Below are 18630 nucleotides of genomic sequence, written 5' to 3'. Positions count from 1 at the left end.
CCGGAACGTCGGCCGCGCGGCGCGCATGGTGCATATGCCGGACGCGGCTCAGGTGCCGTGCCTCTGGCGATAGTTGTCGAGGAAGCGCGCGATCCGGTTGATCGAATCGGTCAGGTCGTCGACGTTCGGCAGGAACACCACACGGAAGTGGTCCGGCTGCTTCCAGTTGAAGCCCGTGCCCTGCACCAGCAAAACGCGCTCCGCGAGCAGCAGGTCGAGAATGAACTGCTGGTCGTCCTCGATCGGATAAAGCTTCGGGTCGAGGCGCGGGAACATGTAGAGCGCCGCTTCGGGCTTCACGCAGGTCACGCCCGGAATGGCGGTGAGCATGTTGTAGGCGAGTTCGCGCTGGCGATACAGGCGCCCGCCCGGCTGGATCAACTCGTTGATGCTCTGGTAGCCGCCCAGCGCCGTCTGGATCGCATACTGGCCGGGCACGTTCGCGCACAGGCGCATCGAGGCCAGAATGCCCAGGCCCTCGGTGTAGTCTTTCGAGCGGCGGCGGTTCTCGGCCGTCATGCCCGACAGGAACATCCAGCCCGCGCGGTAGCCGCACGCGCGATAGCTCTTCGACAGGCTGTTCAGCGTAACCGTGATGACGTCTTCGGACAGCGAGCCGAGTGCCGTGTGGGTCTTGCCGTCGTAGATGATCTTGTCGTAGACCTCGTCGGCGAAAATGATCAGGCCGTGCTCGCGCGCAATCGCCACGATGCCCTGCAGCAGTTCGTCCGAGTACAGCGCGCCCGTGGGGTTGTTCGGGTTGATGACCACGATCGCCCGCGTGTTCGGCGTGATCTTCGCGCGGATGTCGTCCAGATCCGGCATCCAGGCATTCGACTCGTCACAGATGTAATGCACGGGCGTGCCGCCCGACAGGCTCACCGCCGCCGTCCAGAGCGGATAGTCGGGCGCCGGGAGCAGCACTTCGTCTTCGTCGTTCAGGAGCGCCTGCATCGCCATCACGATCAGCTCGGACGCGCCGTTGCCAATGTAGATGTCATCGAGCTCGACGCCCTTCACGCCTTTTTGCTGCGCATAATGCATGATCGCCTTGCGCGCGGCGAACACGCCCTTCGAGTCCGAATACCCCGAGGAGCCCGGCAGGTTCAGGATCATGTCCTGGATGACCTCGTCGGGCGCATCGAAGCCGAACGGCGCGAGATTGCCGATATTCAGCTTGATGATGCGGTGGCCTTCTTCTTCGAGGCGCTTGGCATGCTCGAGCACCGGCCCCCGGATGTCGTAGCAAACGTTCTGCAGCTTGTTGGATTTGAGGATCGGTTTCACGGCGGGCGGTTGGTCCAAAAGCGTGTGTTGTTTCCGGAGGCAGTCTGAAAATCTGGATCGGGCTGCGACGGGGTTGATCGGCATAGACGACATGCATTGCGTGCCGCACCAGGAAGCACGCAATGCACGAATTCATGGATTGTACGGTCTGGCAGCCAGCCTGCAGCTTGTGACTGCGTTCGCCCTTCGATGGATGATGACCCGGGCCGATGGGCTGAGGCGGATGGCGCAGGCGCACGACAGGCACACTGGACGCACACGCCATGCGCACGCGGAAGGCTCGCTGCCGGGGCCGGCACTGGTTGCGCCTTCGGTGCGCCTCAGAGCACGCCATCGGGCCCTTATGAGCAAGGCCCGTCGTCGCAGCCGCTAAAAAGCTATAATTTAGCGGATTTTGGCCGACTTCCGCAATGCGCACCAAGCCGCGCGCCTCCCGAACCGAGACCTTCCGGAACCGAAGTTTTGAAACTACACCAGGACTCTAGCGGCGCCCTGAACACCGTCACCGGTTACGGCGCCGATTACGTCGAAATCAACCTCGAACGCCATACCGGCAGCGTCATCGTGATGCCCGAGACGCCTGTCATGCCCTGGCCGGTCAGCGCGTTCGACGCCTTGCGCCCCGAACTTTTCGAGATGCTACTGCCGCTCGACCCCGAGGTCGTGGTATTCGGCAGCGGCGATCGACTGCGCTTTCCCCATCCGCGCCTGACCGCGGCGCTTGGCACGAAGCGCATCGGGGTGGAGGCGATGGATTTCAAGGCTGCCTGCCGCACCTACAACATCCTGATGGCCGAAGGCCGGCGCGTGGCCGCCGCGCTCCTGATCGAATCCTGATTCAATCCTGATTCAATCCTGATCGAAAGCCGGGCCGCAGGTTAGTGCGCGGCATCGCCTTAAGCCCGCCTTCAGGTAAGCCCGGCGCGCCGTAGTACACTTGCGCGCCGCGCGGGCGCTGCGCGCCCGCCATGAAATCACGGGCGCCGCGCCGCCTGACCGACCGCAACATCAACAAGAACAGGCTGGAACCCATGAACGATACGCCCTCGCGGCTGCCGCTCAATCGCAGCGCGATCCTGCTCCTGATCGTCGCTCTCGCCGTCATCTGGTTTGTGCCGCTTGGCTGGCGCCATCTGGTGCCGAGCGACGAAGGCCGCTACGCCGAAATGGCGCGCGAAATGCTCGCCAGCGGCGACTGGATCACCCCGCGCTACAACGACTACAAGTATTTCGAGAAGCCGCCGCTACAAACCTGGATGAACGCGCTCACGTTCGCGTGGTTCGGCATCGGCGAATGGCAGGCGCGCCTCTACACGGCCCTCACGGGCTTCGCGGGCGTGCTGCTGATCGGCTTCACCGGCGCGCGTGTCTTCAACGCCGCCACGGGCTTCTTCGCCGCGCTGGTGCTCGCCTGCGCGCCGTACTGGAACCTGATGGGCCACTTCGACACGCTCGACATGGCCCTGTCCTTCTGGATGGAGCTCACGCTCTGCGCGCTGCTGCTGGCCCAGCGCCCGAACCTGCCCGCGCGCACGGCGCGCCTGTGGATGTGGGTCTGCTGGGGGGCGATGGCGCTCGCGGTACTCTCGAAGGGCCTGATCGGCCTGATCCTGCCGGGCGCCGTGCTGGTGCTCTACACGGTGATCGCGCGCGACTGGGCGCTCTGGAAGCGCCTTTACCTCGTGAGCGGCCTGATCGTGTTCTTCGCGATCGTCTCGCCGTGGTTCATCCTCGTGCAGCAGCGCAATCCCGAGTTCTTCAACTTCTTTTTCATCGTCCAGCAGTTCCAGCGCTACCTCACACCGGCGCAGAACCGTCCCGGCCCGTTATATTATTTCGTGCCGGTACTGCTGGTGGGCTTCCTGCCGTGGCTCTCGGTGAGCGTCCAGAGCGTGCGCCATGCGCTGCGCGCGCCGAGCCAGCCCAACGGCTTCGCCCCCGTCACGCTGATGCTGGTCTGGAGCGTGTTCATTTTCCTGTTCTTCAGCGCCTCGCACTCGAAGCTGCTGTCGTACACGCTGCCGATCGCGCCGCCGCTTGCGCTTGTCATCGGCCTGTATCTGCCGCTCATGACGCGCAAGCAGTGGCACCGCCATCTGGCGGGCTACGCGCTGCTCGCCGTCGCGCTCATGGCGGGTTCCTTCGTGCTCACGCGCATTGGCGACTCGCGCAATCCCAACGCCCTTTATCGCGAGTTCCAGGTCTGGGTGTTCGCGGCCGCCGCGGTCGCCTTTATCGCCACCATGATCGGGCTGCGCCTGAACCGTGCGAAACGCACGCCCGAGACGGGCGCCAGCGCGCCGGCCGTGGCGCTCGGCGCCGCGTGGCTGCTGCTCGCGACCATCGCAGGCACGGGGCACGACGTGTTCGGCACGCTCAGCTCGGGCGCGCCGCTCGCGCCCGCGGTGCGAGCGGCCATCGCGAAACTGCCGCCCGACACGCCGTTCTACTCGGTGGGCGTGCTCGACCACACGATGCCCTTCTACGTGCGCCACCCGATGACGATGGTGCAGGTCACCGACGAACTGGCTTTCGGCATCTCCGAGGAGCCGAAAAAATGGGTGCCGACCATCGCGGAATGGGAGCAGCGCTGGAAGGACGAGCGCTATGCGCTCGCGCTGATGCCAACGGATCGCTATAACGAGCTGGCCGCCCAGGGCTTCCCGATGCAGGTGATCGCGCGCGACTCGCGCCGCGTGATCGTCGAGAAACCGCAACCCTGACGACGCCCGGCTTGCGGCGGTCATGCCGCGCGCATGGGCGATAATGCTGGGCGCCGCCGCTGCGTGGAGCGTGGATGGCGGCCAGCGACAACTGGCCGGGCGCCAGCACACCGCCATTGTGCGGCCGGAGCAACCGTAGCGGGCCCGCCAGCCGCGCGCCACGGCAATTCCGCCACTAATTCACTTCGCGCCTATCCAGACCTTATTAACCATCCAACACGATGAATCCGATTTCCCTCATCTGCATTCTCGCCGGCGTCGGCCTGAATGCCTGTGCGCAACTGTTGCTGAAAGCCGGTGTCAATGCCGTTGGACACTTCGAATTCACCCGTGCGAACATCGTGCCCATTGGCTGGAAGCTGGCGACGCAACTGCCGATCATCGGCGGACTCACCTGCTATGTGTTCAGCGTGGTCGTGTGGATCGTGGGACTCTCGCGCGTGGACGTCTCGATCGCCTATCCGATGCTCTCGCTCGGCTACGTGGTCAACGCGTTCGCCGCATGGTATCTGTTCGGCGAGGTGCTGAGCGTGCAGCGCCTTGTCGGCATCGGCATCATTCTGATCGGCGTGTTCGTGCTCGCCCGCAGTTAGGGCGCACCGAAGCACGCCCGGGCACGCAACGAGGCGCGCCTGTGTGTCTCTGGCATCCTTGCACCGCAGCCGAATTCCGATTTTTTCTGACGTTCTCACGAGCAAAGCCCTCATGACCCAGTCATCCGCGCAGTCCTCCGTTCCGTTCCTGCCGTTCGTCAAGCCCGAAATCGACGAAGAAACCATCGCGGGCGTCGCCGACGTGCTGCGCTCGGGCTGGATCACGACCGGTCCGCAGAATCAGGCGTTCGAGGCCGCGCTCTCCGAGTACTGCGGCGGCCGTCCGGTGCGCACCTTCAACTCCGGCACCGCGACGCTCGAAATCGGCCTGCGCATCGCAGGCGTGGGCCCTGGCGACGAAGTCATCACCACGCCTGCCTCGTGGGTCGCCACCAGCAACGTGGTCTACGAAGTGGGCGCGACCCCGGTGTTCGCCGACATCGACCCCGTCACGCGCAACATCGACCTCGACAAGCTCGAAGCCGCCATCACACCGCGCACGAAGGCGATCATCCCCGTCTATCTCGCGGGCCTGCCCGTCGATATGGACCGCCTCTACGCCATCGCCCGCCAGCACAAGCTGCGCGTGATCGAAGACGCTGCGCAGGCGTTCGGTTCGACGTCGAACGGCAAGCGCATCGGCGCGATCGGCGACATCGTCTCGTTCAGCTTCCACGCCAACAAGAACCTCACGTCGATCGAAGGCGGCGCGCTCGTGCTCAACAACGAGGACGAAGCCGAACTCGCCCGCAAGTACCGCCTGCAGGGCATCACACGCACGGGCTTCGACGGCATGGACTGCGACGTGCTCGGCGGCAAGTACAATCTCACCGACGTGGCCGCGCGCGTAGGCCTCGGCCAGCTCAAGCACATCGAGCGTTTCACCGAGCAGCGCCGCAAGCTCGCGCATGCGTACTTCACGGGCTTCGAGGGCAGCGCCGCGGTGAAGCTCGGCGTGGGCCTGCCGGTGGCCGATTTCACCAACAGCAACTGGCACATGTTCCAGATCACGCTGCCGCTGGAGAAGCTCACGATCAGCCGGGCGGAATTCATGGAGCAGCTCAAGGAGCGCGGCATCGGCTCGGGCGTGCACTACCCGGCCATCCACCTCTTCACGCTCTATCGCGAGCGCGGTTTCCGTGCGGGCATGTTCCCGCACGCCGAGCGGTTCGGCGCGACCACGGTCACGCTGCCGCTCTTCACGCAGATGAGCGTCGCCGACGTGGCGCGGGTGTGCCGCGCCGTCGACGACATCTGCACGCAGTACGCAGTCGGCGCCGCCGCCTGATCCGGCGCTTCACACCGGGATTCAGGCACGCGGGTGCGGCAGCCCAGGGGGGACGCACCCGCTTGAATCGGCTTGAATCCGCCTGAGAGCGGCAATTTCGACGCCAATTACATGCATCATCAGAACGGAAAAGACGCACTCATGACCCAAACGGAACAACGCACCTTGACCCCGGAATCGCCGGAAGTCTCGGTCATCATTCCGGTCTACAACGAGGAAGCAGGACTCGCCGCGCTGTTCGCGCGCCTGTACCCGGCGCTCGACGCGCTCGGCACCTCGTACGAAATCATCTTCATCAACGACGGCAGCCGCGACCGCTCGGCCGCGATGCTCGCCGAGCAGTTCCGCGCCCGGCCCGACACCACGCGCGCGATCCTGCTCAACGGCAACTATGGCCAGCACATGGCGATTCTCGCGGGCTTCGAACAGGCGCGCGGCGAAATCGTCATCACGCTCGACGCCGACCTGCAAAACCCGCCCGAGGAAATCGGCAAGCTCGTCGAGAAGATGCGCGAAGGCTACGATTATGTGGGCACCATCCGCATGCAGCGCCAGGACAGCTTGTGGCGCCGCAAGGCATCGCACATGATGAACCGTCTGCGCGAGCGCATCACGCGCATCAAGATGACCGACCAGGGCTGCATGCTGCGCGCGTACAGCCGCCACATCATCGACACGATCAACCGCTGCGGCGAGATCAACACCTTCATTCCGGCGCTCGCCTACACGTTCGCGCAGAACCCCGTGGAAGTCGACGTCGCGCACGAAGAGCGCTTCGCGGGCGAATCGAAGTATTCGCTCTATAGCCTGATCCGCCTGAACTTCGACCTCGTGACCGGCTTCTCGGTCGTGCCGCTGCAGTGGCTCTCGTTCATCGGCGTGATTCTCTCGCTCGGCTCCGCGGGCCTCTTCATCCTGCTGCTGATTCGCCGCTTCATCATCGGCGCGGAAGTGCAAGGCGTGTTCACGCTGTTCGCCATCACGTTCTTCCTGCTCGGCGTGATCATTTTCGCGCTCGGCTTGCTCGGCGAATACATCGGCCGCATTTATCAGCAAGTGCGCGCGCGGCCGCGCTATCTCGTGCAGACGATCCTCGAAGAGCGCAATGGCCGCGAAGTGGTGGGCGCGCCTCGACAGGACATCGTGCAGGGCGTGCAGGCGTCGCTCAATGCCGCCAGCGCCGCGAACCAGGGTAGCCAGGGTGGACAGCAAGGAGCCCAGTCATGAAGCCGCGCGCCGTCGTTTTCGCGTATCACAATGTGGGCGTGCGCTGCCTGCAGGTGCTGCTTGCGCGCGGCGTGGACGTTGCGCTCGTCGTCACCCACGAGGACAGCCCGACCGAAAACATCTGGTTCGGCAGCGTGAAGTCGGTGGCCGAGGAGCATGGCATCGACGCCATCACGCCCGCCGATCCGAAAAGCCCCGCGCTGCGCGCAGCCGTTGCCGCCGCGCGGCCCGACTTCATCTTCTCGTTCTACTACCGGCACATGCTGCCGGTGGACCTGCTCGCGATCGCCGCGCGCGGCGCGTACAACATGCACGGCTCGCTGCTGCCGAAGTATCGCGGCCGCGTGCCCACGAACTGGGCCGTGCTCAAGGGCGAAACTGAGACCGGCGCGACGCTGCACGAGATGGCCGCCAAGCCCGATGCGGGCGCAATCATCGCGCAGACCCCCGTGCCGATCTTGCCCGATGACACCGCCGCGATGGTATTCGACAAGGTGACGGTGGCCGCCGAGCAGACGCTCTGGCGCGTGCTGCCCGCGCTGATCGCGGGCGAGGCGCCGCATCTGCCGAACGATCTCTCGCATGGCAGCTACTATGGCGGGCGCAAGCCCGAAGACGGCCGCATCGATTTCACGCAGCGCGCCCAGGACGTCTACAACCTGATCCGCGCAGTCGCGCCGCCCTATCCCGGCGCGTTCGTCGACATCGGCAATGAGCGCTTCGTGATCGCCCGCGCGCGCCTCGTGCGCCCCGGCGTAGCGACGCCCGGCATATCGGGCCAATTGCCCCCGGGTATCTACGTAAGCGATAATGCGCTTTTCGCCGTCTGCGGCGACGGCCGCGCCATCGCGATCCACGAGCTGCGGCGCCAGCATCATGGTCAAGAGACCATCGTTACCCCCGCCGCATTCTCCGAACTCACTTCATCTGTCCCCCGTCCATGAAAAAAGTCCTGATCCTGGGTGTGAACGGCTTTATCGGCCATCACCTCTCCAAGCGCATCCTCGAAACCACGAACTGGGAAGTGTTCGGGATGGACATGCAGACGGACCGCCTCGGCGATCTCGTCAAGCATGAGCGGATGCACTTCTTCGAAGGCGACATCACGATCAACAAGGAGTGGGTCGAATACCACGTCAAGAAGTGCGACGTGATCCTGCCGCTCGTCGCCATCGCCACGCCCGCGACCTACGTGCAGCAACCGCTGCGTGTGTTCGAACTCGACTTCGAGGCGAACCTGCCGATCGTGCGTTCGGCGGTGAAGTACCGCAAGCACCTGGTCTTCCCCTCGACCTCCGAGGTCTATGGCATGTGCTCCGACGAGCAGTTCGACCCGGACGCATCCGCCCTCACCTACGGCCCGATCAACAAGCCGCGCTGGATCTACGCCTGCTCCAAGCAGCTCATGGACCGCGTGATCTGGGGCTACGGCATGGAAGGCCTGAACTTCACGCTGTTCCGTCCGTTCAACTGGATCGGCCCGGGCCTCGACTCGATCTACACGCCGAAGGAAGGTTCGTCGCGCGTCGTCACGCAGTTCCTCGGCCATATCGTGCGCGGCGAGAACATCAGCCTCGTCGATGGCGGCGCGCAAAAGCGCGCGTTCACCGACATCGACGACGGCATCGAAGCGCTCATGAAGATCATCGAGAACAAGAACGGCGTCGCCACGGGCAAGATCTACAACATCGGCAACCCGACCAACAACTTCTCGGTGCGCGAGCTCGCGCACAAGATGCTTGCGCTCGCTGCCGAATTCCCCGAGTACGCCGACTCCGCGAAGAAGGTCCAGCTTGTCGAAACGTCGTCGGGCGCGTACTACGGCGCGGGTTACCAGGACGTGCAGAACCGCGTGCCGAAGATCGAGAACACGATGCAGGAGCTCGGCTGGGCGCCGAAGTCGACCTTCGACGAAGCGCTGCGCAAGATCTTCGAAGCGTACCGCGGCCACGTGGCCGAAGCACGCGCGCTCGTCGAGCAGCAATAAGCAAGGGACCCGCTCTTTGGCCCGCATCGTCCTGAAAATCGACGTCGACACGCTGCGCGGCACGCGCGAAGGCGTGCCGAATCTCGCCCGCATCTTCGATCGCTACAAGGCCCGCGCAACGTTTCTCTTCAGCCTCGGCCCGGACCATACGGGCTGGGCGCTGCGCCGCGTGTTCCGGCCGGGCTTTCTCAAGAAGGTCTCGCGCACGTCCGTGGTCGAGCACTACGGCGTGAAGCAGCTGATGTACGGCGTGCTGCTGCCCGGCCCCGACATCGGCGTGCGCGCGGCGGCCGAGATGCGCGCGATCCACGAAGCCGGCTTCGAATGCGGCATTCACACGTGGGATCACGTCTACTGGCAGGACAATGTGCGCAGCCGCGAGCCCGCCTGGACTGCGCGCGAGATGAACAAGAGCCACGAGCGCTTCACGCGGATCTTCGGCACCGCTCCCGTCACGCACGGCGCCGCGGGCTGGCAGATGAACGAGGCCGCGTTCGAGCAGATCGACGCGTGGGGCATGAAGTACGCCTCGGACGGACGCGGGCATTCGCCCTATCGACCCGTGGTGCGCGGGCGCACGCTCAACCACGTGCAGATGCCCACCACGCTCCCCACGCTCGACGAAGTGCTGGGCGTGGACGGCGTGGACATCGACAACGTCGCGGCGTGGCTGCTCAAGCGTACCGAGCGCAATCCGCACGACCAGGTATTCACGCTGCATGCCGAGCTCGAAGGCCAGAAGCTCGCGCCGGTCTTCGAGCAACTGCTTGCCGGCTGGCGCGCTCAGGGCCATACGTTTGCCACGATGGGCGACTACCATGCGGCGCTGGACCCGGATTCGCTGCCATCGTACCCTGTCACCTGGGGCGAGATCACCGGCCGCTCGGGCCAGTTGATCGTCCAGCCCGACTGAAATCCGCAGCAAGGCGATGCCGCGGCGCAGCGTGCACGAGACTGCGCCGCGCCGTCGATTCGCGGGAAGCGCCCGCCCATGCGAGCCCATAACAACAGGAGAGCCACGTGCCTGACGTGACCATCGCAGTCGACCAACCCGTTCCCGATTTCACCGCACCCGCCACCGGCGGCGACTTCACGCTCTCGAGCCTCAAGGGCAAGAAGGTCGTGCTGTACTTCTACCCTAAGGACAATACGCCCGGCTGCACGCGCGAAGGCATGGAGTTCCGCGACCTCTACCCGAAGTTCAAGAAGGCGGGCGCCACGATCGTGGGCGTCTCGCGCGACAGCGTGCGCTCGCACGAGAACTTCAAGACCAAGCTCGAATTGCCGTTTACATTGGTATCGGATAGCGACGAAGCGCTCTGCTCGCTCTTCAACGTCATCAAAATGAAGAAAATGTATGGCAAAGAAGTGAGAGGAATCGAGCGCTCCACGTTCCTCATCGACGCCAGCGGCGTACTGCGCCAGGAGTGGCGCGGGCTCAAGGTGCCGGGCCATGTCGAGGAGGTCCTGGAGGCTGTACAAGCGCTGTGAGGCGCGATATATTGGGCTTCAATGAGTGCCTGTCCACCCTATTTTTTGTCGCATTTGCCACGCGGTCTTGGGAGCGGTCACAGGATGACCGCTCCAGCGCATCCGGGGCAACGCGCCATTAAAGCAGTCAAGCCGCTTGCCTCGTCACCCGGGGCAGCGGCTTTTTTGTTTGCTTCTTTGTTAGCTGTCACTCCCTCCACGTCGCACCGGATTAGCGACCCGGCGCGCGTCAACGTCAAGGAGCCGATCGAAAAACAGGCGAACCGGCATTTTCAGACCTGAGCGCGCACCCGGCGCGGTCACGGCGGGCACCTTACCCGGCACCCGCACGCCCCGCCAGAAAGCGCACCGTACGCGCACCGTACGGTCAACACCGCGACCACTCGACCCGAATTTTTCGAGGGACACCATGCCTTTGCCTACCCCCCCCAGCAAGCTCGGCAACCTGCTGCCGCCCGATGAATACAAGGCGCGTGCGCGCACGACCCGAAGCACGCGCAAAGCGGCGAGCGAAAACGACGCCGCCGATGTCGCCGACTATGGCGCAGACAGCGTCGCCGAGCCGATGACCCCCGCCGCCAACGCGGCGACCACGCTGCGCACCGTGCCCATGCACACAGCCAGCGCCGAACTCGCAGCGCTCGAACCGGTCGCGCCGGCACCGGCGCGAAAACGCAAACAGCCAACCGCGGCGCTGCTGCAGCCGGTGCAGGCACATGCCGAGCCGCAAGCCGAAGCGCCTGCGGCACCCGCGGCGCGCGGCGGCAAATCGCCCGCCGGCAAAACGGCTAGCGGCACCGCCGCAAGCGCCCCGCGCACCGGCACGAAGAAGCGCTTGCACCCCGAAGAGACGATGGAGGTGCAAAAGCTCTTCGTGCTCGACACGAACGTGCTGATGCACGATCCGACCTGCCTGTTCCGCTTCGAGGAGCACGACGTCTTCCTGCCGATGATGACGCTGGAAGAGCTCGACAACCACAAGAAGGGCATGTCGGAAGTGGCGCGCAACGCGCGTCAGGTGAGCCGCACGCTCGATCAGCTCGTCGCCAACGCGGGCCCGATCTCGGAAGGCATTTCGCTCGACCGACTCGGCAGCCGCGAGGCGCTCGGGCGTCTGTACTTCCAGACCACGCTCACGCACATCGATCCGGTCGACGGCCTGCCCGAAGGCAAGGCCGACAATCAGATCCTCGGCGTGGTGCGCGCGCTGCAGCGCGACCGGCCGGACCACCTCGTCGTGCTGGTGTCGAAAGACATCAACATGCGCATCAAGGCGCACGCGCTCGGCCTGCCCGCCGAAGACTACTTCAACGACCAGGTCCTCGAAGACAAGGACCTGCTCTACTCGGGCATCCGCGCGCTGACGCAGGACTTCTGGACCAAACACGCGAAGGGCATGGAGTCGTGGCAGGAGACCAAGACCGGCACCACGTACTACCGCGTGACGGGTCCCGAATGCCTTTCGATGCTCGTGAACGAGTTCGTCTATCTGGAGCCGCAGAACGGCGAACCCGCGTTCCACGCGATCGTGCGCGAGCTCAACGGCAAGACGGCGCTGCTGCAAACGTTGCGCGACTACGGCCACCACAAGAACAACGTGTGGGGCATCACGGCGCGCAACCGCGAGCAGAACTTCGCGCTGAACCTGCTGATGAACCCGGAGATCGACTTCGTCACGCTGCTCGGCCAGGCCGGCACCGGCAAGACGCTCGTGGCGCTCGCGGCGGGTCTCGCCCAGGTGCTCGACGACAAGCGCTACAACGAAATCATCGTGACGCGCGCGACGGTGCCGGTAGGCGAAGACATCGGCTTCCTGCCCGGCACCGAAGAGGAAAAAATGCAGCCGTGGATGGGCGCCTTCGACGACAACCTCGAAGTGCTCCAGAAGACCGACGACGCCGCCGGCGAATGGGGGCGCGCCGCCACCCAGGAGCTGATCCGCTCGCGCCTGAAGGTCAAGAGCATGAACTTCATGCGCGGCCGCACGTTCGTGGACAAGTATCTGATCATCGACGAGGCGCAGAACCTGACGCCCAAGCAGATGAAGACGCTCGTCACGCGCGCCGGTCCGGGCACGAAGATCGTGTGTCTGGGCAACATCGCGCAGATCGATACGCCGTACCTGACCGAAGGCAGCTCCGGCCTCACCTATGTAGTCGACCGCTTCAAGGGCTGGGCGCATAGCGGCCACGTGACGCTCGCGCGCGGCGAGCGCTCGCGTCTCGCGGACTACGCGTCGGACATCCTCTAAAGCCACGCGGCAGCCCGTTCCCAGCGCTTTGCGAAGCGCTGGCCGCATCCCGAAGGACCGTTTCCGGCGACCGGATACGGTCCTTTTTTTATTCGCTGGAACGTATTGCGGCGTACCAGACTGGCAACGGGTCAAGCACGAACTTCAAGTAACTTGTGAAGATTTCTTGCCGAAGCCATGTTTGACGGGCTACCATCCGCTCATTACGGTTTTCCCCAATGGCAAATGCCCAGCGTTTGCCGAACGCCTTTTTCATGCGGCAACTCTGGCTCCCCTTACTGATCGTGGCCTTTCTTGCGGCGTGTTCCAGCACGCCGCAGAAGACCTCGCGCAGTGACAGTTCGGGTTCGAGTGCAAATTCCTGGCACACCAGGCCACCTGGCTTCCCCAATTTCGTCGATCACAGCGTCGGGCGCGAGGAAATCTCCATCCAGGCGATGAGCCTCGTGGGCATTCCATACCGCTGGGGTGGCAATACGCCCGATAGCGGCTTCGATTGCAGCGGTCTGGTGAAGTATGTGTTCGCGCGCTCGGCCCAGGTGGATCTGCCGCGCACCACCGCCGACATCAGCCAGCGCGGCGAGGTCATCGATCCCGATGAAATCGCGGCTGGCGACCTCGTGTTCTTCAACACGACCGGCCGGCCGCACTCTCACGTGGGCATTTATGTCGGCAAGCTGCGCTTCGTCAATGCGCCGTCCACGGGCGGCACCGTGCGGCTCGACTATCTGACCAATCCGTATTGGGCCAAACATTTCGACGGCATTCGCCGCATGGCGCCGGCGAAGCGCGCTCCGACCACGCCGTTCGATACACCGACTTGGGAAGCCTCCACGCCCGCGCCTGCCACGCAGGCAGCGGCTGTCCCGGCTGCAGTTCCCGCGTCTGCGGCTCCAGCGGCGCTTTCAGCCACGCGAGCCAACGCCACTGCGACCGCCATGGCACCCGCCGCCGTGCCGCCGGCGCCGCGCATGGCCACGGCGGCGGATCAGAGCCGCTTGACATCGACGCCTCAGCCCGCCTATGCCGGCGCCGCCGCGCCGGTCTCCGCAACAGGCTCCGCCGCGCCAGCCGACGCATTCGAGCCGCCACCTGCGGCGATCAGCGCCGCCCAGGTGCAGGCCCGCCAGGCCGGCGTGGTTGCGCCTGCCGCCGCGCCGACTGCCTCCGTTGCACCCGCAGCCGCACCGCGCGATGCCATCAACGCCGCCGCCGATGCCTTCGAGCCGCCGCCTCCCGGCATGAACGCAGCGGCACGCCAGGCCGCACAGGCGGGTTCGACGTCGATCGAACCCACATCGTCTTCGGGCGCGCCCGCGCAGATCATGCGCGCGTCGACGGCAAGCGGCAACGTCGCCGCACCCACGCAATCGAGCGACGATCCAATCGCTCGCTTCGCCACCGGCTCGTTCTGAAGCGCGCGTCCAGGGCCAGGCGCCCTGACCGCGTTTTCCGCGGTGCGGCGTCCGCAGACTCACCCGCTCCTGGCCGAAAGGCCAATCGAAAGACTTGGCGGTTTCGCGCACGCTGCGCGTCTGCTATCGTTTTGGGACCGTTTTTTTACTTTCGCGCAGCGAGGTAGCGATGGAACTCGGACTCGGCAGCAAAGTGGTTCTCGTCACGGGCGGCAGCAAGGGAATCGGCCTCGCTTGCGCTCGCGCATTCGCCAGGGAAGGCGCGAAAGTCGCGATCGTTTCGCGCGATCCTGCCAACCTGGCGCGCGCGCGCGAGCAACTGGCCGGCGAAGGGCTCCACATCCACCTCACGCGCGCCGACCTGCACGAGCCCCACAGCGCCGCCGACGTCGTCGAGGAAGTCGCGACGGCCGTGGGGCCCATCGACATCCTCATCAACAGCGCGGGCGCCGCGCGCCGTTACGATCCCGAATCGCTCGACGCCGACGCATTCAAGGCGACCATGGAAGCCAAGTACTTCCCGTACATCTACCCGCAGCAGGAGGTGCTGCGCCGCATGGTGGCTCGCGTCAAGGCCGACACGGCCAGGGAGCCGGGCGCGATCGTCAACATCATCGGGATGGGCGGCAAGTACGCCAGCGACATCCATATCGCGGGCGGCGCGGCGAATGCGGCGCTCATGCTCGCCACCGTGGGGCTGGCGCACTATCACGCGCGCTATGGCATCCGCATCAATGCGATCAACCCGGGCGCAACGCTCACTGAGCGCCTGCAAGAAGCCGTGCAACTGGAAGCGGGGCGCGAGGGCATCAGCGCCGAAGACGCACTCGCGCGTGGCGAGGCCAGGGTGCCGCTCGGACGCTACGCAAAGCCGGAGGAAATCGCCGACGTCGCCCTCTTTCTGGCGAGCCGCCGGGCCAGCTACGTGACCGGTGCGATCGTGCCGATGGACGGCTGCACGACGCCGATCATCTGATCCGCCGGCGGCCGCCCGTGCCTTACCGGCCCACGCCCAAACAAAAAACGGCGCCCGAAGGCGCCGTGCTGTCCAACCAGTCCTGACTGATTACAGGAACCGGTGGCCGATCCACCAGCCCGCTGCGGCGAGCGTCGCAGAAGCAGGAATCGTCAGAATCCAGGCCCAGACGATGTTGCCCGCTACGCCCCAGCGCACGGCGCTGAGCTTCTGGGTCGCGCCCACGCCGACAATCGCGCCAGTAATCGTATGCGTCGTGGACACGGGAATGCCGAGCGCCGACGCCGTGAAGAGCGTAAGCGCTCCGCCCGACTCCGCGCAGAAGCCGCCCACGGGCTTGAGCTTGGTGATCTTTTGACCCATGGTGCGCACGATCCGCCAGCCGCCGAACAACGTGCCGATGCCCATCGACAGATAACAGCCGCCGATCACCCAGATGGGCGGTGCGGCGGCCGTTGCCGAGGCGTAGCCCGTCGCGATCAGCAGCATCCAGATAATGCCGATGGTCTTTTGCGCGTCGTTGCCGCCGTGGCCGAGGCTATAGAGGCCTGCGGAGATCAGCTGCAGGCGCCGGAAACGCCGGTCCACCTTGCTGGGCGGCGTGCGGAAATACAGCCATGACACCGTCAGCATGAAGAACGAACCCAGCACGAAGCCGAGCAGCGGCGAGATGAAGATGAAGGCCACGGTCTTCATGAGGCCGTCGAAGTTCAGCGAGTGCCAGCCCGACTTGGCGAGCGCGGCCCCCACGAGCCCGCCGATCAGCGCGTGCGAGGAGCTCGACGGAATGCCGTAGTACCACGTGAGCACGTTCCAGCCGATCGCCCCCACGAGCGCGCCGAACACCACGTAGTGGTCGACGATATCGGGGTCGATGGTGCCCTTGCCCACCGTCTGCGCCACCTTCAGGTGGAAAACGAAATAGGCAATCACGTTGAACATGGCGGCGAACGCCACGGCCTGCTGCGGCTTGAGCACGCCCGTCGACACGACGGTGGCGATGGAATTCGCCGCGTCGTGAAAGCCGTTCATGAAGTCGAAGACGAGGGAGATGGCCACCAGTCCGACGACCACCCAGAGGGCGAGTTGTATGGAATGCATCGCGGTCCGCTCAGGCGTTCTCTAGCACGATGCCTTCGATGATGTTCGCGACATCCTCGCACTTATCCGTGATCGCTTCGAGGATCTCGTAGATCGCCTTCAGCTTGATCAGCGTCTTGACGTTGTCTTCCTCGCGGAAGAGCTTGGACATGGCCGCGCGCAGCAGGCGGTCCGCATCCGATTCGAGGCGGTCGATGTCCTCGCACGCCTTCAGGATTTCGCGCGCCTGCTTCATGTCGGAGAGCAGCGCCACTGCCGCCTGCACGCGCTCGGCCGTGGCCGTGACCACATGCGCGAGCTGGCTGGCCTCGGAAGTCACCGACTGCACGTCGTACAGCGAGATGGCTGTGGCAACGTCCTCCATGAGGTCGAGGCAGTCGTCCATCGTCGTGATCAGCTTGTGGATCTCGTCGCGGTCCAACGGCGTGATGAAGGTCTTGTGCAACAGGTCGATGGCTTCGTGCGTGAGCTTGTCGGCGGCCTTTTCGGCGGTCTGCACGTTCTGTTTATGAACTTCCGCATCAGCCAGATTGTCGATCAGGAGCTCGAGCTCACGGGCTGCGGATACGATGCACTTTGCGTGCGCGTTGAAGATTTCGAAGAACTTGCCCTCAGTGGGCATGAATCGACCGAACATTGGAATCCCGGTAATTGGTCTCGGATCGCCGTCACAAAACGGCAAGATAGCCGTCATAAAACGGCGACATTGTATCGTCACGGGCTGGACGCCGCATGCATCTGGGGATGTCAGAACCCGGCTTGCGCCACTTTGGCGCAAGCCCACACCCCGTTTTTCAGCAACTTCCCCGCTACTACGCCTTACTCGCCATAGAAGTTCTGCGCACCGGCAAAATTGTCAAACTTCGTGTATTGGCCGTGGAACGTGAGTCGAACTGGCCCGATCGGACCATTACGTTGCTTGCCGATGATGATCTCCGCCGTGCCTTTATCAGGGCTGTCGGGATTGTAGACTTCATCGCGGTAGATAAACAGAATGACGTCCGCATCCTGTTCGATGGCGCCCGATTCGCGCAGGTCGGACATGACCGGACGCTTGTTGGGACGCTGTTCGAGACCGCGGTTGAGCTGCGAAAGCGCAATCACCGGGACGTCGAGCTCCTTGGCGAGACTCTTGAGCGAGCGCGAAATCTCCGAAATTTCGGTCGCACGGTTCTCGCCCGACGAGGAACCGCTCATCAGCTGCAGGTAATCGATGATGATGAGCCCGAGCTTGCCGCACTGGCGTGACAGACGCCGCGCGCGCGAGCGCAGCTCCATCGGATTCAGCCCGCCGGTTTCGTCGATGAAGATCTGCGCCTCGCTCATTTTCTGCACGGCGTGCGTGAGCTTGGGCCAATCCTCGTCGGTGAGGCGGCCCGTGCGCATGCGGTGCTGATCCAGCCTCCCGACCGAACCGAGCATGCGCATGATGAGCTGCGTGCCCGGCATTTCCATCGAGAACACCGCGACCGGCAGACCGTACTCCACGGCCACGTATTCGCCGACGTTCATGGAAAACGCGGTCTTGCCCATTGACGGACGCCCCGCCACGATGATCAGCTCGCCTCCGTGCATGCCCGAGGTCATACGGTCGAGGTCGATGAAGCCGGTGGGCGTGCCCGTCACGTCGCTCGGATTGGCCGTGTGATAGAGCGTGTCGATGCGCTCGACCACCTGCGTAAGCAGCGGCCCGATCTCGAGGAAGCCCTGGGTGCCGCGCGCGCCGTCCTCGGCGATCGAGAACACCTTCGCCTCGGCTTCGTCGAGGAGCTGCCGCACTTCCTTGCCCTGGGGGTTGAAAGCATCGGCGGAAATTTCGTCGGCGACCGACACCAGGCGGCGCAGCACCGCGCGGTCGCGCACGATTTCGGCATAGCGGCGAATGTTCGCGGCGCTCGGCGTGTTCTGCGCAAGCGCGTTCAGGTACGCGAGCCCGCCCACCTCCTCGGCCTTGCCCGAGGTGCCGAGCGCCTCGTACACGGTCACGACGTCTGCCGGGCGCGCGCCCGAGATCAGGCGGCCGATATGCTCGAAGATGAGGCGGTGATCGTAGCGGTAGAAGTCGCTTTGCGAGAGGAAGTCGGCAATCCGGTCCCAGGCGCCGTTATCCAGCAGCAGGCCGCCGAGCACCGACTGTTCGGCCTCGATCGAATGCGGCGGGACTTTCAGCGATTCGAGTTGGGGATCTTTCGGAGCATTCATGGAGGGCAATTATCGGACAAGCCGGCTACCTGGAACAAGCGAAACGGCAGCATTCGACGGCACAGTGCCAGCGCTTCAGCGGCAGCGGC

18 protein-coding genes are annotated in these 18630 nt (G+C 64.7%); 13 read left to right on the top strand and 5 right to left on the bottom strand.

All coding sequences use genetic code 11. The annotated features are described in order from the left end of the window. Positions 1-48: 48 nt before the first annotated feature. Positions 49-1287 (bottom strand): pyridoxal phosphate-dependent aminotransferase, encoded by a 1239-nt coding sequence (locus tag PWP93_RS05080; protein ID WP_421024087.1) that lies wholly within the window; start codon positions 1285-1287, stop codon positions 49-51. Positions 1288-1749: 462 nt separating this feature from the next. Between PWP93_RS05080 and PWP93_RS05075 the strand changes: the two genes are divergently transcribed. Beyond that, positions 1750-2124 (top strand): Mth938-like domain-containing protein, encoded by a 375-nt coding sequence (locus tag PWP93_RS05075; RefSeq protein ID WP_421043696.1) that lies wholly within the window; start codon positions 1750-1752, stop codon positions 2122-2124. 1 nt (position 2125) lies between these two features. On the opposite strand, the gene PWP93_RS05070 is transcribed toward PWP93_RS05075, so the two are convergent. Then, the gene (locus PWP93_RS05070) at positions 2126-2320 is read right to left on the bottom strand and encodes a hypothetical protein (protein ID WP_421043695.1); all 195 of its coding nucleotides are present in this window, start codon (positions 2318-2320) and stop codon (positions 2126-2128) included. Here PWP93_RS05070 and PWP93_RS05065 point away from each other — a divergent pair. From PWP93_RS05065 to PWP93_RS05010, 12 genes are all read left to right on the top strand, one after another. Further along, complete coding sequence (locus PWP93_RS05065; RefSeq protein ID WP_421043694.1) at positions 2319-4010, top strand: glycosyltransferase family 39 protein; 1692 nt, start codon at positions 2319-2321, stop codon at positions 4008-4010. The two genes, PWP93_RS05070 and PWP93_RS05065, sit on opposite strands and share 2 nt — an antisense overlap. A 221-nt stretch (positions 4011-4231) precedes the next feature. Continuing rightward, positions 4232-4603 (top strand): SMR family transporter, encoded by a 372-nt coding sequence (locus tag PWP93_RS05060; RefSeq protein ID WP_421024090.1) that lies wholly within the window; start codon positions 4232-4234, stop codon positions 4601-4603. A gap of 112 nt (positions 4604-4715) precedes the next feature. Next, positions 4716-5891, top strand: a complete 1176-nt coding sequence (locus PWP93_RS05055) for a DegT/DnrJ/EryC1/StrS family aminotransferase (protein WP_421043693.1) — start codon at positions 4716-4718, stop codon at positions 5889-5891. A 141-nt stretch (positions 5892-6032) separates the two neighbouring features. Then, entirely contained in the window at positions 6033-7118 is a 1086-nt protein-coding gene (locus PWP93_RS05050) for a glycosyltransferase (protein ID WP_421024092.1), read from the top strand. Beyond that, on the top strand, positions 7115-8062 hold the full coding sequence (locus PWP93_RS05045) for a formyltransferase (RefSeq protein WP_421043692.1): 948 nt from the start codon (positions 7115-7117) through the stop codon (positions 8060-8062). The genes PWP93_RS05050 and PWP93_RS05045 overlap by 4 nt, the downstream gene beginning before the upstream one ends. Continuing rightward, positions 8059-9105 (top strand): bifunctional UDP-4-keto-pentose/UDP-xylose synthase, encoded by a 1047-nt coding sequence (locus PWP93_RS05040; protein WP_213295231.1) that lies wholly within the window; start codon positions 8059-8061, stop codon positions 9103-9105. The genes PWP93_RS05045 and PWP93_RS05040 overlap by 4 nt, the downstream gene beginning before the upstream one ends. A 16-nt stretch (positions 9106-9121) precedes the next feature. After that, on the top strand, positions 9122-10018 hold the full coding sequence (locus PWP93_RS05035) for a polysaccharide deacetylase family protein (protein ID WP_421024094.1): 897 nt from the start codon (positions 9122-9124) through the stop codon (positions 10016-10018). A 116-nt stretch (positions 10019-10134) separates the two neighbouring features. Then, a complete protein-coding gene (locus tag PWP93_RS05030) occupies positions 10135-10596 on the top strand; it encodes a peroxiredoxin (protein WP_421045011.1) in 462 nt (153 codons plus the stop codon). Positions 10597-10680: 84 nt separating this feature from the next. Next, positions 10681-10878: a hypothetical protein gene (locus tag PWP93_RS05025; protein ID WP_421043691.1), complete on the top strand. Its 198-nt coding sequence runs from the start codon at positions 10681-10683 to the stop codon at positions 10876-10878. Between the two features lie 127 nt (positions 10879-11005). Continuing rightward, positions 11006-12847 carry a PhoH family protein gene (locus PWP93_RS05020; RefSeq protein WP_421043690.1) on the top strand — a complete coding sequence of 614 codons (1842 nt, stop codon included), beginning with the start codon at positions 11006-11008 and terminating at the stop codon, positions 12845-12847. 254 nt (positions 12848-13101) lie between these two features. Beyond that, entirely contained in the window at positions 13102-14262 is a 1161-nt protein-coding gene (locus tag PWP93_RS05015; RefSeq protein WP_421043689.1) for a C40 family peptidase, read from the top strand. A gap of 169 nt (positions 14263-14431) precedes the next feature. Next, positions 14432-15238, top strand: coding sequence for an SDR family oxidoreductase (locus tag PWP93_RS05010; protein ID WP_421043688.1), 807 nt, complete (start codon positions 14432-14434; stop codon positions 15236-15238). 90 nt (positions 15239-15328) lie between these two features. Here PWP93_RS05010 and PWP93_RS05005 read toward each other — a convergent pair whose 3' ends face one another. From PWP93_RS05005 to PWP93_RS04995, 3 genes are all read right to left on the bottom strand, one after another. Continuing rightward, the gene (locus PWP93_RS05005; RefSeq protein ID WP_213295212.1) at positions 15329-16339 is read right to left on the bottom strand and encodes an inorganic phosphate transporter; all 1011 of its coding nucleotides are present in this window, start codon (positions 16337-16339) and stop codon (positions 15329-15331) included. Between the two features lie 10 nt (positions 16340-16349). Then, on the bottom strand, positions 16350-16976 hold the full coding sequence (locus PWP93_RS05000; protein ID WP_035526166.1) for a DUF47 domain-containing protein: 627 nt from the start codon (positions 16974-16976) through the stop codon (positions 16350-16352). 182 nt (positions 16977-17158) lie between these two features. Then, positions 17159-18541, bottom strand: coding sequence for a replicative DNA helicase (locus PWP93_RS04995; RefSeq protein ID WP_035526163.1), 1383 nt, complete (start codon positions 18539-18541; stop codon positions 17159-17161). Between the last annotated feature and the right edge of the window lie 89 nt (positions 18542-18630).

The sequence above is a fragment of the Paraburkholderia sp. A1RI-2L genome, assembly GCF_048957375.1.
Classification (GTDB): Bacteria; Pseudomonadota; Gammaproteobacteria; order Burkholderiales; family Burkholderiaceae; genus Paraburkholderia.
Note: the sequence above shows the minus strand (reverse complement) of the source record. Positions and strands in the feature narration are given on the sequence as shown.

Excerpts from the sequence above, each read along its gene's own strand:
- PWP93_RS05070 (WP_421043695.1), bottom strand. The coding sequence starts at position 2,320 with ATGGGTTCCAGCCTGTTCTTGTTGATGTTGCGGTCGGTCAGGCGGCGC.
- PWP93_RS05045 (WP_421043692.1), top strand. The coding sequence starts at position 7,115 with ATGAAGCCGCGCGCCGTCGTTTTCGCGTATCACAATGTGGGCGTGCGC.
- PWP93_RS05020 (WP_421043690.1), top strand. The coding sequence starts at position 11,006 with ATGCCTTTGCCTACCCCCCCCAGCAAGCTCGGCAACCTGCTGCCGCCC.
- PWP93_RS05060 (WP_421024090.1), top strand. The coding sequence starts at position 4,232 with ATGAATCCGATTTCCCTCATCTGCATTCTCGCCGGCGTCGGCCTGAAT.
- PWP93_RS04995 (WP_035526163.1), bottom strand. The coding sequence starts at position 18,541 with ATGAATGCTCCGAAAGATCCCCAACTCGAATCGCTGAAAGTCCCGCCG.
- PWP93_RS05055 (WP_421043693.1), top strand. The coding sequence starts at position 4,716 with ATGACCCAGTCATCCGCGCAGTCCTCCGTTCCGTTCCTGCCGTTCGTC.
- PWP93_RS05050 (WP_421024092.1), top strand. The coding sequence starts at position 6,033 with ATGACCCAAACGGAACAACGCACCTTGACCCCGGAATCGCCGGAAGTC.
- PWP93_RS05025 (WP_421043691.1), top strand. The coding sequence starts at position 10,681 with ATGACCGCTCCAGCGCATCCGGGGCAACGCGCCATTAAAGCAGTCAAG.
- PWP93_RS05015 (WP_421043689.1), top strand. The coding sequence starts at position 13,102 with ATGCGGCAACTCTGGCTCCCCTTACTGATCGTGGCCTTTCTTGCGGCG.
- PWP93_RS05005 (WP_213295212.1), bottom strand. The coding sequence starts at position 16,339 with ATGCATTCCATACAACTCGCCCTCTGGGTGGTCGTCGGACTGGTGGCC.
- PWP93_RS05010 (WP_421043688.1), top strand. The coding sequence starts at position 14,432 with ATGGAACTCGGACTCGGCAGCAAAGTGGTTCTCGTCACGGGCGGCAGC.
- PWP93_RS05000 (WP_035526166.1), bottom strand. The coding sequence starts at position 16,976 with ATGTTCGGTCGATTCATGCCCACTGAGGGCAAGTTCTTCGAAATCTTC.
- PWP93_RS05065 (WP_421043694.1), top strand. The coding sequence starts at position 2,319 with ATGAACGATACGCCCTCGCGGCTGCCGCTCAATCGCAGCGCGATCCTG.
- PWP93_RS05040 (WP_213295231.1), top strand. The coding sequence starts at position 8,059 with ATGAAAAAAGTCCTGATCCTGGGTGTGAACGGCTTTATCGGCCATCAC.